The sequence below is a fragment of the Lutispora sp. genome (genome assembly GCF_041687175.1).
Taxonomy (GTDB): domain Bacteria; phylum Bacillota; class Clostridia; order Lutisporales; family Lutisporaceae; genus Lutispora.
Window position 1 is genome coordinate 1 of sequence record NZ_JAWLCK010000067.1, and the last position, 15,069, is coordinate 15,069.

Genomic DNA, 15,069 nt, shown 5'->3' on the forward strand with positions numbered 1-15,069 from the left:
ATGCTCATAACCTCAATGTTTCATATTTCTTCTGCTTTCTTATCTTTTATTGGTAGAAGTAGGTCTATTTGAATGGTAATGTCATCAGGAGTAAGCATAAATTTACTTATATAATTTAGATGTTCTTCTATACACTCTCTTTCAATTATTTGCTCTTTAAAATTCAGTTCATATCTATCATTATTCTGTGCCCAATCATAAAGCTTGAACCATTCATCAAAAGAACCCATTGGAATCGTATAGGCACAATACAATCCACCTGCAAATTGTTTCTTGTTAAAAGGTGGCTTTACTTCATAATCATCAGGAATGGTAACCCATCTTTCATAGCCATGATCACTCCCATCTGACATATTACCATTTGGATTATTAAAGCCATAATGCCTAAAATCTGGCTTTATTTCATAAAGCTTTGTTTCTCTGATAAACTGGTGTAGCAAATCACCGCTTTCAATTTCAGGAACACCACCTACACAATGAATACTTGCTACTGTAGCAGGCGGTAAATAAATAATCCTTACCTCATTATTATGTAATTTGTTCAACCTTTCGCTAGCTTTGTTTAATTCTGCCATTGACTTTTCCTCCCTAAAATTTATCTTTGTAAGGCTCAAAGGCTCAACAATCTTTAAGATGTAATCGTCATGGAGCAAATCAAACTTGACATTGATTTTTCCACTCTCGTTTAAGCGTTCTACCAATGATTGCAAAATAGTTTTAATAGTAGTGAGAGCCGTTATCTCGGTAGAAATATCTGCTATGTTTTCTTGAAATATTTCAACTATGCGCGATTGCTCTATATTTTGAAAAATAGATTTTATCTGTTTTAAAGGAATACGCAACTTACGCAGGACAATTATCTGTTGCAGACGTCTAATAGCAGCTTCGTCATATGTACGGTAAGCATAATTCTCTTTCTTTTTGCTTTGTATAAGTTCTATTTGCTCATAGTAACGAAGTGTTCTTGTCGAAATGTTAAAGCTCTTTGACACCTCACTGATTGTCAATAAATCCACGCCTTCATCTCCTTTCCATCTCTAGCATAAACGATGACACGACGTCAAAGTCAATGGTTCTTTTTATTTTAATAGTGATTCTAGGAATACTCTTAACTTCACATAATTCTAATTATGTGTATTGCTTTATCTGCGATTATGCTCATTTTCTTTAGTAATGAACCTAATTATTAATATCATTGATTATTGGTGCAATTGTATTTCTGTTTGTAAAATCAACCACTTGGCCATAGGTAGCAATCATCCCCTTGGTATCATCATCAAGTTCCTCAGCTTTTTTCAATTTTACTGATTTTATCAACAGAAACATTAATAGTCGATCAATAAAATTCATTTTTTTATAATTAAGTCCGCCTCTTAACAGAAAAATCTGCACGTTACCCTTCATTTCATCTGTAAGGTTTTGTTCTTTAATCTCTTCTATTGCCTCATCCTTTTTTAGAGTAGCACCCACTGCAACCACAATCAGTTTTTTATCATAAAACTTGTAATAATTATTTTTTATAAAAGAAAATCCAAGTATACCCCCAGCATAAAGTCCTCCACAATATACAATAGTATCAAATTCTTCTAATTTATCTGCTTTTATCTCACTAACTTTGAAAATTTCAGCACATGTGTCCTCTGCAATCCATTTTGCATATTTTTCTGTGCTTCCATATTTAGATTTGAATACAACAGCTACCTTCTTCATTATCCACCTCAAAAACTAAATAATATTGTTTCACATGATTCTACCAAGATGACTTAACTTTACTTCATAGATGAGACCTACTTGAAAAGATAAACTGTATTCCTAAACTTCGCATTCTTCCTTCCCTGTAACTCAATCATAAACATTTAAACCATCATCAACAAATACTCTAAACAGAACCCTTCATCAAAGCAACTCTATAAGGAAATAACTCAGCAGTCATTATTCCCTCTGCAACACCAGGATCATTTTTCATTATTGACTGTGCCTCTTCATCTGAATCGGCTTTGAAAATAACAATACCAAAAGTTTTCTCATCCAACCCCTCTGTTTTTCCTGCCAGTATAAGCTTCCCTTCTGCAAGTAACTCCTGCAGCTTAACAAAATGCCTCCCTACAATGGCTTCTTCCTTTTCTGTCCAATTATTTTCATTTAATAATTCTGGTATTAGCTTTAAAATATAAATAAACTGTCTTTCTCTTTCTTCCATTTGTTACACCTCTTTCTGTTTCTTTATTACCCTAATCTATGAATTTTCATAGTTTCTCCACCATACTGTTGCTGCATGATTCTCAAAGTTGGTCAAAGGATGCTTAATATATTAAGTTTACGCGATAAACTAATATATTCCATACAGAATTTGAAACTCCTTTTCTTTATTAATTCCGCAAAAAAGTAAAAAAACAGTAAACTTATCTACTGCTTACTGCTAAATATGTATGGTGGGCGGTATTGGGATCGAACCAACGACCTCCACGATGTCAACGTGGCACTCTAACCAGCTGAGCTAACCGCCCCTATGAACTACGAAATATATTATACCATTAAGCCGAAGTGTTTTTCAATAGCTATATTTGCTTTAACAACTCTTCATAATCTTCGGGCGTGTCAATATCAAAGCCTGCCATGTTTTCATCTATATCAACATATATTACTTTATCTGGATTGGCCTTTATAACATCTCTGCCGCCTTTATCACCGGTAATGTTCAGCAAATCTTTCTTGAAATCCTCAGAAAATATTGTAGGCATACCATTCTTTCCATTGTATCTTGGAACGATAATAGATGATGTATTCTTCTTCCATATACCAATTAGTCTTTCCACCACATCTTTATTTATAAAAGGTTGATCTCCCATTATAAACATATAAGCCTTTGTTTTTGGATTAGAACTTTTCACTCCTGCAATTACCGAAGTGCTCTGGCCTTCTTCTGCAATGGGGTTATAGACAGCTTTTAAATCATATCCTTTTACCCTATCTATAACCTCTGTCGCTTCATAGACTAAAAGTACTTCTTCGATGGATTCGCAAGTTGTGATAGTTTCAATTACATTTTCCAATATAGTACTGCCTCTGAAAGGTAATAGGAGTTTTTGCCTTCCCATTCTCTTTGAGCTTCCAGCAGCAAGAATGATTCCGCTAATAATTTTAATCACACCCAGTATCAATCATATTATAATGAAGGAATTTAAGTTGCATTTACTTTCATCATTAGAATATCATAAAGTTGTTCTATATAAAAGAAAAAAGCCCAAATGGGCTTAATCCTCTTCTTTTTTATCGGAACAGTCATCACAGCTTTTATCTTCCGATTTATTGAAGTTTATCTTGTTTATTAGTTCAGGTACCATGTTTATTAACTTATCCAGGTTTTGTTTTTGCTTCAACTGAAGTAAGCTGACTTCTCCATTTTTGATAACCAGTACGGCATCAGGCGATATTTTTGCACCAACGCCTAAGCCGCCACCGCCACCTTCAGATCCCTTTGCATCTGTTCCTTGACCAGCACCTCCGGAGCATCCAAATGCAACAGTAATTATAGGTATTAGAGTAACTTCTCCAATTGCTATAGGTTCTCCAATAACCGTTTCTGTTTTTAAGAAATTTTTCAACTTTTCAAAAGCCATTTCAATGCTGCTATCGATAAGTAATTTATCCATTATTATATCTCCTTTCATTTATCATCTATTATTATTTACACATAAATCTAACTAAAAGTTTCAGCTTTTTTAAGATTTTTAAATTTTTTTCTAACATCTTTTCTTAGAATCAATCTAATCAATTGAATGAGTATAGCTCCCATGGTAATTCTGCCTTCAACATTCATATTCAAATATATTGCTTCTTGGTCAAAAACAGGCTGAATATCAAAATCACCCTGCGGTAGAATTGCTTCCAAATAATAAATGAATCCAGAAAGGCAGCCAGTTATACTGGGATCATCAAATCCAAAAACCAACTTTATGTTAAAAACTTTAGGTTTTATAATAGCTACAACTTTTTTGATATATGAAAATATTTGTTCCAGGAAACCTCTGTCCAGTAACTCTCTCATATTAATCTTATTTCTCTTCTTTTTTGTACTGCTATCTTCTTTTTTCTCTTTTTTGATGTCTTTCTTTTTTATATTATTCTTTAGCTTTAAAACCATCTCTTTTTTAAAAATCATGAATTTTGCTTCAAAGGCTCCAACATTATCGTATGTACCTCTCACACCTATAAACCTTGCCCATAATACTTTTATATTTGCTGCTATTCCTTGATCATATTTTAGATTTATATAATAATCAAAAGGTATTGCTAATAACAGAACAATTAAAGAAATAATTATAGCTAACAGTATAATAAGCAATTTGCCTACAAAGATCAGTATAGCCATATACTCCCCTCCCTATTTTGCTTTTCTCCTGCCTATTATTGAAAAGCTTTTCTTTATATCTTTATATTTTTCTCTGGCTTTTCTCCTTAGAAAGGGTACTCCAGGTATATATTCAAGAAATCTTGAGGAATTCTCAACTATTATATTATTCATTCTTGTAGCATCATTAATAATATCTTTAAGCTTCATTTTCTCCTCTGTCTGTGCAAATATATTATCCACTGTAAGCTCAGTTATAATTGCGAGCCTATCTCCATATTCAACATTTTCCCTAAATAAAGATTTTAGACTTTGATCCAAAGAATAAAGTGCTTCAAGATCATCCCTGCAGTGCTGGCAAACTTTTATATGCTCTGTCAGGAAAATCAGTTCTAAAGGTTCTATGCTATTATCAATAAAAGCTTGCAGTAGTGATTTATCAAACTTGCATTCCATCTTTGTACACCTCCTGTTTCTTGGACAAATATTGTTTAAGTGCTGTACGAGCTCTGTACAGGTCTGTCTTTACAGTCCCAATAGGTTGATTCATTGCCAGGGCGATATCATTATAGGACAAATCCTCAAAGTATCTTAATGTTATAACCATTCTCTGCCTTGAAGGCAGTTTTTCTAATATGTCTTTCATCGTTTTTTTTAATTCAATCTTTTCAATTTCCTCTTCCAAATCTTCACTTGAAGCAATTAAATCTCCAAAGGAAGTTTCATTATCGGTGACGGTATTTAAGGATATTATATTGCCTGTTGCTGCTCTCTTGAAGTTCAAGCATGTATTTACTGCTACTTTTCTAATCCATGGGTGAAATGGCTTGTTTATATCATATTTATCAATAAACCTGAACAACTTTATGTATACTTCCTGCACCAAATCAAGAGCATCATGGCTATTTCCTGCATAACTAAGACATAAAGTAAAAAGATATCTTTCATAGGTTTTACATAACTCTGTAAATGCCTTCTTATCTCGTTTTTTACATGCCAGCAGCAAATCCTTATTCAGTTTTTCTTCCACTCCATCACCCCCATATAAGTATACAATATCAATATAGAAAAAGTTTCAAATTCAGCTATTTTTTTATTTATTAATTTAATAATCATGTGGAGAACATATATTTAGACTTAGTTTTTGAAAGGGTGATTGATTTGAAAATTAGAGAACTCATGACAACTGATGTTAGAACAATTTCACCAAACGCAACCATAAAGGATGCAGCAAACATTATGAACACAGTAGATGTTGGTTCCGTTCCGGTTGTTGATAATAATAAATTGGTTGGTATTGTTACTGATAGAGATATAGTATTAAGGTCTGTAGCCAAGGGTCAGGATCCAAACCAAAAAGTATGCGATGTTATGACTAAAGATATTAAAACCATAAGCCCTGACACTAAAGTTCATGAAGCAGCAGACCTAATGGCTAAGAGACAGATAAGAAGACTTCCTGTAGTGGATAATGGAAATCTTGTGGGTATAGTTGCAATAGGGGACCTGGCTATAGAAGGAAAATATGAAGATGAGGCTGGCGAAGCCCTCCATGATATTTCAAAGAATACTCTATCATGATCTGAAGCCTCTGGTATATGCCGGAGGCTTTTATACACTATAAGTTCATTATGAATATAAATTAATTGTCAGGTTAAAATGTATTTACCGAAAGTGAGGTGCTTATTTTGTTGATCGTTTTTATCAGGACAATAATATTATATTTCTTAATAGTACTGATAATGAGACTTATGGGCAAAAGGCAAATAGGTCAACTGCAGCCTTCTGAGTTGGTTGTGGCTTTGGTTATAGCGGATTTGGCAGCAATACCAATGGGTAATATTGGTATACCACTTATTGCTGGTATAATACCAATATTGACATTATTTATTTGTGAAGCGTTGCTTTCTTACATATCTCTTAAAAGCCAACTGGCTAGAAAAATCATATCAGGTAAACCCAGCATAGTTATCGAAAAGGGAAAAATACTTGAAAATGAATTAAGGAAGCAAAGATTCAACATTGATGATCTGATGGAACAGCTAAGACTTAAGAATGTTTCTGATGTTCAGGATGTGGAATATGCCATATTGGAAACAGGAGGCCAGATAAGCATAATATTAAAAACCGATAAAAAGCCGGTAATAAGGGAAGATCTGAACATAAAACATGCCTATGAAGGTTTGCCCATATCATTGATAATTGATGGGCATATAAACTATCAAAATCTTTCTATAGCAAAACATGATGTTAGCTGGTTGGAACATCAGTTGAGCAAAAACAATATTAAATCAGCAAAGGATATTTTATTTGCTTACATTTCCGAGGACAATAAATTCATATTTCAATTAAAGGATAATGCAAAAGGGGAATATGAAAAATGAGAACTCTGATATATATATGTGTGATAACTGCTACAATAATTACTCTAGGATTAATAACAATAAATATGCTTGAGAATGATTCGGAGAATCTCAGTAATCTCATTATGAAGATTGAAAATGAAGTAATGAGTGGCAACTGGGAAGAAGCAGGTATTATTGAAAAGCAACTAAAGGACCAATGGAATAAATATGAAAAAAAATGGCCAGTTATAATAGACCATATGGAAGTTGATAATATAAGCCTTCATCTTTCAGAACTTGGAGTCTATCTGGCCAATAAAGATAGTATACTGGCATCAGCCGAGCTATCTGTATTAAAGCTTCTAGTAAGGAATATTCCTAAAAGGGAACATGTTATAATACAAAACATCTTCTAATAATGCTCCATATTAGTTCAGAGCTAGAATATTGCATAGTTTCTTTATATCATCAGGTATTTCTGCATATAACTCAAGACTATTCCCTGTTATGGGATGTACAAAAGACAGCCTCTCTGCGTGCAACGCCTGCCTATTTATTAGTTTTTGATCTCCTCCATATAATTCGTCTCCATATAGAGGATGACCAATATGAGACATATGTACCCTTATTTGATGTGTCCTTCCGGTTATCAAATCAACCCTCAATAAACTAGCCATTTCATTCTTGTTGATGACTTCATATGCAGTTATAGCTCTTTGTCCTCCATCTCTTACTACTCTTTTTATAGTTAAGGAACTTTCTCTTTCAATTGGCATATCTATAATACCTTTATCCTTAGACACCATACCCTCAACTAAGGCAATATACTTTTTGCTTATGTTGAATCCATCCTTGGACATCAAATATTGAATATGCGAGTTCTTGGCAAAAATTACTATTCCTGATGTATCCTTATCAAGTCTATTTATGGGCCTGATCTTGATGCTCCTACCCATATTCATATAATGATAAGCAAGAGCATTAGCTACTGTTCCAGTAAAATGACCTCTTGAAGGATGCACTGGCATATTAGGCAGCTTATTTATAGCAATTAAATAGTCGTCTTCATATATTATATCCAAATCAAAGGCCTCAGGTACAACATTTGTTGAATCCTCGTCCAATAATATGATTTCAAGCTGATCCCCTTTTTTTAGTTTTTTTGTTACATAAGCTTTTTCCCCGTTTAAAAGTATGGAAGAGTCCCTCTTTAATTTCACAAGAGTTCTGTGAGAAATAGACATATGATTTATAAGATACTCTTTTATGGTCTTACCTGAATATTCTTCACCAATTATATAGTTATTGTAATTCTTCATAGCTATGCTTCTCCTCTAAGCTTTTGTATGAGCATAATCATATCAGAGGGCAGTTGGGCTTTTATACTGATATGTTTCTTATTTATGGGATGGAGAAAAATAAGTTCAGATGCATGTAAGGCCTGCCTCCTTATATTATCATCTGCTCCACCATACAGCTTATCACCTAATAGTGGATATCCCATGCTGCTGAAATGAACTCGTATCTGGTGGGTCTTTCCAGTTTTTATGATTATTGATACTAAAGAAGCTTCTTTATATTCTTCCAGCACTTGATACTCGGTTACTGCTAACTTTCCTTCATCAGAAATATACCTTCTACCTTCTGAATCCGATTTGTTGCTTATAGGAAGCTCAATTTTTCCTGATTTCTCAGATGGAATTCCAGAAACAACTGCCAAATATTTCTTTACCATGGTTTTTGCTGAATATCTATCTAGTAAGCTGTGAGTCTGAGAATTCTTTGCCACAACAACTATACCTGATGTATCCATATCGATTCTGTTAAAGAATCTTACAGGCTCACTGATACCTTTCATATCAAAATAGTATCTTATGCCATTTGCCAGTGTACCATTTGTATGATTGCTTGTGGGATGAATTAACAAATAAGGTGGTTTATTGACCACCAATATACTATCATCCTCATAAATGATAGAAAGCTCCATCATCTCAGGTGCTACATTATCACGTATCAAATTCTCTTCTATAAGCAAAATGTCTCCATCCTTTAGCTTTGTATCTCCATAGGCTTTCTTATCATTTATTCTTATGCCCTTATCCAGCAGCTTTTTTGCCTTTCTTGAGGATAAATCCATATCTTCCTTTAAATAAGCTAATAATGTCTTTCTATTTGCTTGTAACTTGACTACATGCTTCCTCACTAATTCTACCTCTTTTTCCATTTTTAATAAAATTACTGAAGAATACTACATTCACTGCTGCTATTATAGGCATGATATAGGATAAAAATGCATAGGGCAGAAAGTCTATTACATCTACTCCCATAATTGCTGCGGGGGTTAAGGCCGCAACATTCCATGGAATTATAGAGCTTACCATGACTCCCGAATCGGAAAGAAGTCTGGCAAATACTTTTTTATGGACATCCATATTTTCATACCTCTTTAACAATACACCAGCAGGAATTATTATTGAAATCACCTGGTTGCACATGAATAGTGCAGAAACAATACTGAAGCCAATGGTAAAGAGCATAAGCCCTTTAGGAGACTTTATTCTGCTCAATATGGGCTCAATCAAGGTTTCCACAATTTTCGTACCTTCAAATATTCCATTTAATGAAGTTGCAAAAATAAGTACTAAGAGCATAGTTTTGAAGGATATGAGACCGCCGCCAGCAAGAACAACACTGTATTCTGCAGGTATATCAGGGTGAAAACCAAATAATGCAGCCTTAATTACTTCAATTATAGATATTTTTTGATATAGTACAGAGAATACCGCTCCGATTACCACTGAAGCAGCCATTGTATATAGAGCAGTAAATCTAAAGGCATAAAAAACAATAAGTATCAAAGGTGGTATCAACAGCAAGGGAGTGATATTAACATATTGAGTCAGCAAGTTTTTGTAATTCGTAACACTGACAGAAGCAGAACTCATACCACCATAGTTTAATCCAACAAAATAATAAAAAATACAGGTTAATATTACTCCAACAATCAGTGTCCTCATGAAATACTTTAAATTATCATGTGGATCTGTTTCAGTAATGGTGGATACAAGATTGAATACGCTTGAGATTGGTGCGCTCCTATCTCCCAAAAAAGCCGCAGACACGACTGTTCCTGCTACAACCGGAAGTGGTATGTTCATAGCACTACCCAAACCTATTAACACTATTCCAACAGTGCTTACCGTTCCTGAAGATGTTCCCATAATCAATCCAATTACTGAAGATATTAAGAAGGAAGAAACCAAAAATAACTCTCCGCTTATCATGCCGAAGCTGTAATACAGCATGGCAGGTATTACTCCCCCTATCTTCCAGATTCCTATGAGCATTGCTATCATTGACAGCATTATCAACACTTTGATGCTCTTTTTCAGTCCTGAGTATGCAAAAGTAATCAGGGTTTTTGCATTATATCCATTAATCATTCCAACTATGAATGTAGCTCCCAGACCTATAATGAGTCCATAATACAGCGGATTATTCAAAATGAATATATTAATAATCAAAGAAAGACTCAATATTACTATTACCGCAACACATTGAAAATAAGTTATCTTTTTCATTTTTCTTCCTCTTCTTGATAATATAATTGATGGTAAATGGTACATATACAATCATATTAATTTTATAACAGAAAGCATAATAGTTACAATATGAAAAAATAGAAGAAAGACTTCCAATGAAAATATAAAATCAAAGAAGTCTTTCACGCAATTCATTATATCAGTTTAAGTCATATCATCAAAATTCACTATTTGCTATTATAAAATTAAATTATCGGATTAACAGCGGTACACTTTTTACTTCCATTCTGCATCTTTTTTGCATTCAATAATGTCTCGTCAGAAGACAACCGTTCTTGTAGTTCTAATAATCTCATCAGGTTTTGGTAGGCTTCCGGTTTTGAAAGTAATGCTTTATTATTATCCTTCATCATAACACCTCGCTTCATTTCTGACTTTGATAATAATAAATTGCTTTCAACCTTGATAAACACCTCCGAATTCTTCAGTCTATGGCAAGCTTAATGCTTATGTTTATATTGTACACTATTTTTTGTAATTTTTCTCGTTGTCCAGCCTTCCTAAACCATTGCTATAGGCCGCAAAATCCATTAATCCATGTTTATAATTGATAGGCTATAGACTTTCCTTAAAGTCCTCTGTTATATTCCGTTTTCCTATGGTGTTTGATGCTGAAAAAGATGCTTGAGTATGATTCTATATTCTCCAGGTATATTGCTATACCACGTCTTACCATTTAGATAATTCAATTCGGGAGGAGCTTCTTCTATGCTTATTATATGAGCCAATAACAACTGGTGATTCAGGCCAAATTTAGTCCTGAAATAATCATTAGCATTTTTGTCTCCATATTTTACATCCCCAATAATAGGATGACCAATGCTGGATAAATGGGCTCTTATTTGATGAAATCTACCGGTTACCAAATCAACATAAAGCAGTGAATATTCTCCATTATCATCTTTTTTCTCATAATATGTTATAGATTCTCTTCCTTCGTCTCCCAATAGCGCTTTTCTGGTCTTTTCGTCTTTTTCTAAAAAGCCTGAAATCTCTCCCCTTAGATTTGTACTGCCCTTAACAACACATAGATATAGCTTTTTCAATTTCCTTTCCCTTATCATTTCATTTATTGCTTTCAAGCTTTTATAGTTCTTGGCAGCAATAACCAATCCAGCAGTATTCCTATCCAGCCTATTGCATAAAGAAGGTGTAAAGGTTGGTGAAGTATCAAGGCCTTCAGATTTTTCAATATAATATTGTATTCTATGTATCAGGGTATCCCTGTCCTTTGAACTTTGAGGATGACTTAGAAGCCCGGCAGGCTTATTTACTACTATTATGTTTTGGTCTTCATAAACAACATCTATGTTGCCAGCTTTGTTTATTGTCTTTTTCTCTATAGGATTGGATTCCATATTCATATTTCTAAATGTGATGATATCATCTATAGCCAGCATATAATTTTCCTTGGATTTTTTGCCGTTTACCTTTATATCACCTTTTCTTATACCCTTGTATATCTCACTTAAGGTAGCTTCCTTCATCAGTTTCCTTAAAAACCTATCCAGTCTCTGACCTGATTCGTTTTCTGTTATTCTTATTTCTTTCATCAAATCTCCGCCTTGAATTAGCAATTTGCTGGTGAGAATACTGCATACAGAAGCACTTCTTCCTCACCTGTATTTATAAGTCCATGCTCTTCACCTGGATGAGCAATGATGCAGTCTCCCTCTCTTACATTTACCCTTTCTCCATTTACCAGGGCTGAGCCTTGGCCTTTCATTAAGTAAAATACTTCCAGAACTTTGTGGGTATGGGGCACAATCTCACCGTCTTTTTCTATGCGAACTATATGGGTTGATACTCTATCATTGTTTTGGGAGGTTGCAAGATGCTTAAGGTATACATCTTTATGCATTGGATTTTTCACCCATTCTACTGATTCCTGATTTATTATTACTGTATTCATATATTTCCCTCCTGGCATGGTTATATTAATATTTATTGTAAAATTATATCATATTAAAATAGTCAAAAGCACTTCACTGTAAAAAAATCTATGCAGCTAAATTAATATATTATACTGCATAGATTTAGTTAGTATTATTATATTTTTTTAAAGCTTAACCCATCTTCATGTCTGCCAATCAAAACCCTATCTCCTTCTCTTATATCACCTGCTATCAAAGCCCTTCCAATAAATGTCTCTATGCTTTTTTGCATATATCTTTTTATTGGCCTTGCTCCATAAACAGGATCATAGGAGTTTTCCAGAATATATTCCTTGGCATCCTCACCCAGTTCAATTTGTATGTCTCTATCCTTCAGTCTCTCTGCAATGAATTTAAACTGTAGATCTATTATCTTTAATATCTCTTTCTTATTTAAAGGTTTAAAGAAGACTATATCATCAACTCTATTCAAAAACTCTGGTCTGAAATGCTTTTTCATATCAGCCATAACTGCTGATTGTACCTTAGCATCTATAACACCTTTATTATCTATGCTCTCCAGCAGATACTCACTACCAATATTTGAAGTCATTATTATAACAGTATTTTTGAAATCCACCACATGTCCATGGCTGTCTGTCAGCCTTCCGTCATCCAATATTTGGAGCAATATGTTGAAAACGTCATGATGAGCCTTTTCAATTTCGTCAAATAGTATGACCGTATAAGGTTTTCTTCTCACTGCTTCCGTCAACTGTCCTCCTTCTTCATAACCCACATATCCCGGAGGTGCCCCAATAAGTCTGGATACAGAATACTTTTCCATATATTCGGACATATCTATTCGAACCATATTATCTTCACTGTCGAATAATGCTTGGGCAAGGGTTCTGGCCAATTCAGTTTTTCCTACTCCTGTAGGTCCCAGGAATATGAAAGAGCCAATAGGTTTTCTAGGATCTTTTAGTCCGCTTCTTGCTCTTATTACCGCATCTGCCACCGCAGCAACTGCTTCATCCTGACCAACTACCCTCTCATGCATTATTTCATCTAATCTCAACAATTTGTCTCTCTCATTCTCTATAAGCCTGGTTACAGGTATGCCGGTCCATCTTGAAACTATTTCTGCTATCTCATCATCAGTGACCTCTTCCTTTAAAAGCTGTTCCCCTTTCTGTATGCTTTCAAGTTTTATTTTTTCTTCATTTAACTTTTTCTCCAATTCAGTTAACTTGCCATATTTCAGTTCTGCTACCTTGTTCAAGTCATACTCTAGCTCTGCCTTCTCTATTAGTCCCTTTACATTCTCTATATCTTTTTTTATGTCTCTTATCCTTTTGATGTTTTCCTTTTCCAATTCCCACTGAGCTTTCATGGAATCGCTTTGTGCCTTTAAGTCTGAGAGTTCCTTATTCAGAATCTCCAGCCTTTCAATAGATTGTTTATCATCTTCTTTCTTCAAGGCTTCCTTCTCTATTTCCAACTGCATTAACCTTCTCATTATCTCATCAAGCTCTGCAGGCATGCTGTCAATCTCAGTTCTCAGCATTGCTGCTGCCTCATCCACCAGATCAATAGCCTTATCCGGAAGAAATCTGTCACTTATATACCTGTTAGACAACACTGCAGCAGATATTAAAGCATTGTCTTGTATTCTGACACCATGATGTATCTCGAATTTCTCTTTCAATCCTCTGAGAATAGATATGGTATCCTCAACTGTTGGCGGTTCGATTATAACAGGTTGGAATCTGCGCTCCAGTGCAGCATCCTTCTCTATATACTTCCTGTACTCATCCATGGTAGTTGCACCAATACAATGAAGTTCTCCTCTTGCAAGCATAGGCTTCAAAAGGTTTCCCGCATCCATGGCTCCTTCTGTCTTGCCTGCTCCTACTATATTGTGTATTTCATCTATGAAAAGTATAATGTTTCCATTGGAGTTTTCTATCTCCTTTAATACTGCCTTAAGCCTCTCCTCAAATTCGCCTCTGTATTTTGCACCTGCTATAAGTGCTCCCATATCCAGAGAAAATATTGTCTTTCCTTTAAGGCCTTCCGGCACATCACCCTTCATAATTCTTTGGGCTAATCCTTCTGCTACTGCTGTCTTTCCTACCCCCGGCTCCCCAATCAATATTGGATTATTCTTGGTTCTTCTTGATAAAATTCTAATAATTCTTCTTATCTCTGTATCCCTGCCAATAACAGGATCTAGCTTTCCCTTTTTGGCCTCTTCCACTAAGTCCCTTCCGAATCTTTCTAATGCTTCATAAGTCTCTTCGGGATTCTGACTTGTGATCCTCTGATTTCGTCTTATGGTTGAAAGTTCTTTGAGAAATTTATCTCTGGTTATTCCATATTTTTTTATTATACTTCCAGATGGCGTATTTTTTTCATCTATCATTGCCAAATATATATGTTCGGTGCTTATAAATTCATCCTTAAACTTATTGGCAATTTCCTCAGCATTAATAAATACTTCTTCAAACCTTCTGGTTACTGAAACGCTTGCATTGCTTCCATAGATTTTCGGCAATCTGGATAATTCGTCATTCAAATCTTTATAATAAAAATCAACAGGAATATTCATTTTGGTCAAAATTTTTGAAATAAGGCTGTCTTTTTGAGATATCAAAACAAAATGCATATGTTCCACATCTATTGATTGATGATTAAGCTTTATAGCCAGATTTTGAGACTCAAAAACAGCTTCCTGGGCTTTTTGTGTTAATTTATTAATATCCATAAACTCTAGCTCCTTTGACTTTGACTTTCTTTGACTTTTATATACTATTTATATCATATTGTTATGTTAATTTAAATATTACTATATCGTACATAACTGCTATATTGGCTTATTTTAGCCTAATATT

The 15,069-nt window shown here is 34.3% G+C and carries 18 protein-coding genes and 1 tRNA gene; 3 read left to right on the forward strand and 16 right to left on the reverse strand.

Annotated features, from left to right (window positions below):
* Positions 1–20: 20 nt before the first annotated feature.
* From ACESM9_RS10040 to ACESM9_RS10080, 9 genes are all read right to left on the reverse strand, one after another.
* On the reverse strand, positions 21–1,016 hold the full coding sequence (locus ACESM9_RS10040; protein WP_372997848.1) for an effector binding domain-containing protein: 996 nt from the start codon (positions 1,014–1,016) through the stop codon (positions 21–23).
* Positions 1,017–1,179: 163 nt separating this feature from the next.
* On the reverse strand, positions 1,180–1,710 hold the full coding sequence (locus ACESM9_RS10045) for a flavodoxin domain-containing protein (protein ID WP_372997850.1): 531 nt from the start codon (positions 1,708–1,710) through the stop codon (positions 1,180–1,182).
* A gap of 169 nt (positions 1,711–1,879) precedes the next feature.
* The gene (locus ACESM9_RS10050; RefSeq protein ID WP_372997852.1) at positions 1,880–2,200 is read right to left on the reverse strand and encodes a YciI family protein; all 321 of its coding nucleotides are present in this window, start codon (positions 2,198–2,200) and stop codon (positions 1,880–1,882) included.
* 230 nt (positions 2,201–2,430) lie between these two features.
* A tRNA-Val gene (locus ACESM9_RS10055) sits at positions 2,431–2,507 on the reverse strand.
* A 51-nt stretch (positions 2,508–2,558) separates the two neighbouring features.
* Positions 2,559–3,149: a molybdenum cofactor cytidylyltransferase gene (gene mocA / locus ACESM9_RS10060; RefSeq protein ID WP_372997882.1), complete on the reverse strand. Its 591-nt coding sequence runs from the start codon at positions 3,147–3,149 to the stop codon at positions 2,559–2,561.
* 105 nt (positions 3,150–3,254) lie between these two features.
* The gene (locus ACESM9_RS10065; protein ID WP_372997854.1) at positions 3,255–3,653 is read right to left on the reverse strand and encodes a GerW family sporulation protein; all 399 of its coding nucleotides are present in this window, start codon (positions 3,651–3,653) and stop codon (positions 3,255–3,257) included.
* 47 nt (positions 3,654–3,700) lie between these two features.
* Entirely contained in the window at positions 3,701–4,372 is a 672-nt protein-coding gene (locus tag ACESM9_RS10070) for a DUF2953 domain-containing protein (RefSeq protein WP_372997856.1), read from the reverse strand.
* A gap of 12 nt (positions 4,373–4,384) precedes the next feature.
* A complete protein-coding gene (locus ACESM9_RS10075; protein WP_372997858.1) occupies positions 4,385–4,807 on the reverse strand; it encodes an anti-sigma factor family protein in 423 nt (140 codons plus the stop codon).
* Positions 4,791–5,381, reverse strand: coding sequence for an RNA polymerase sigma factor (locus tag ACESM9_RS10080; protein ID WP_372997860.1), 591 nt, complete (start codon positions 5,379–5,381; stop codon positions 4,791–4,793). The genes ACESM9_RS10075 and ACESM9_RS10080 overlap by 17 nt, the downstream gene beginning before the upstream one ends.
* Positions 5,382–5,503: 122 nt before the next feature.
* Between ACESM9_RS10080 and ACESM9_RS10085 the strand changes: the two genes are divergently transcribed.
* The 3 genes from ACESM9_RS10085 to ACESM9_RS10095 all read left to right on the forward strand — a co-directional run bounded on the left by ACESM9_RS10085 (position 5,504) and on the right by ACESM9_RS10095 (position 7,112).
* Positions 5,504–5,932, forward strand: coding sequence for a CBS domain-containing protein (locus tag ACESM9_RS10085; protein ID WP_372997862.1), 429 nt, complete (start codon positions 5,504–5,506; stop codon positions 5,930–5,932).
* A gap of 107 nt (positions 5,933–6,039) precedes the next feature.
* Complete coding sequence (locus ACESM9_RS10090; protein WP_372997864.1) at positions 6,040–6,735, forward strand: DUF421 domain-containing protein; 696 nt, start codon at positions 6,040–6,042, stop codon at positions 6,733–6,735.
* Positions 6,732–7,112 (forward strand): DUF4363 family protein, encoded by a 381-nt coding sequence (locus ACESM9_RS10095; RefSeq protein ID WP_372997866.1) that lies wholly within the window; start codon positions 6,732–6,734, stop codon positions 7,110–7,112. The genes ACESM9_RS10090 and ACESM9_RS10095 overlap by 4 nt, the downstream gene beginning before the upstream one ends.
* A 12-nt stretch (positions 7,113–7,124) precedes the next feature.
* Here ACESM9_RS10095 and ACESM9_RS10100 read toward each other — a convergent pair whose 3' ends face one another.
* From ACESM9_RS10100 to clpB, 7 genes are all read right to left on the reverse strand, one after another.
* Positions 7,125–8,015, reverse strand: a complete 891-nt coding sequence (locus ACESM9_RS10100; RefSeq protein WP_372997868.1) for an RluA family pseudouridine synthase — start codon at positions 8,013–8,015, stop codon at positions 7,125–7,127.
* Positions 8,016–8,017: 2 nt separating this feature from the next.
* Entirely contained in the window at positions 8,018–8,899 is an 882-nt protein-coding gene (locus ACESM9_RS10105) for an RluA family pseudouridine synthase (RefSeq protein WP_372997870.1), read from the reverse strand.
* Entirely contained in the window at positions 8,865–10,277 is a 1,413-nt protein-coding gene (locus tag ACESM9_RS10110) for a Na+/H+ antiporter NhaC family protein (protein ID WP_372997872.1), read from the reverse strand. The genes ACESM9_RS10105 and ACESM9_RS10110 overlap by 35 nt, the downstream gene beginning before the upstream one ends.
* Positions 10,278–10,483: 206 nt before the next feature.
* On the reverse strand, positions 10,484–10,648 hold the full coding sequence (locus ACESM9_RS10115; RefSeq protein WP_372997874.1) for a hypothetical protein: 165 nt from the start codon (positions 10,646–10,648) through the stop codon (positions 10,484–10,486).
* Positions 10,649–10,894: 246 nt separating this feature from the next.
* Positions 10,895–11,851, reverse strand: coding sequence for an RluA family pseudouridine synthase (locus tag ACESM9_RS10120; RefSeq protein ID WP_372997876.1), 957 nt, complete (start codon positions 11,849–11,851; stop codon positions 10,895–10,897).
* Between the two features lie 17 nt (positions 11,852–11,868).
* On the reverse strand, positions 11,869–12,210 hold the full coding sequence (locus ACESM9_RS10125; RefSeq protein ID WP_372997878.1) for a cupin domain-containing protein: 342 nt from the start codon (positions 12,208–12,210) through the stop codon (positions 11,869–11,871).
* A gap of 137 nt (positions 12,211–12,347) precedes the next feature.
* Complete coding sequence (gene clpB, locus ACESM9_RS10130) at positions 12,348–14,942, reverse strand: ATP-dependent chaperone ClpB (protein WP_372997880.1); 2,595 nt, start codon at positions 14,940–14,942, stop codon at positions 12,348–12,350.
* Positions 14,943–15,069: the final 127 nt, after the last annotated feature.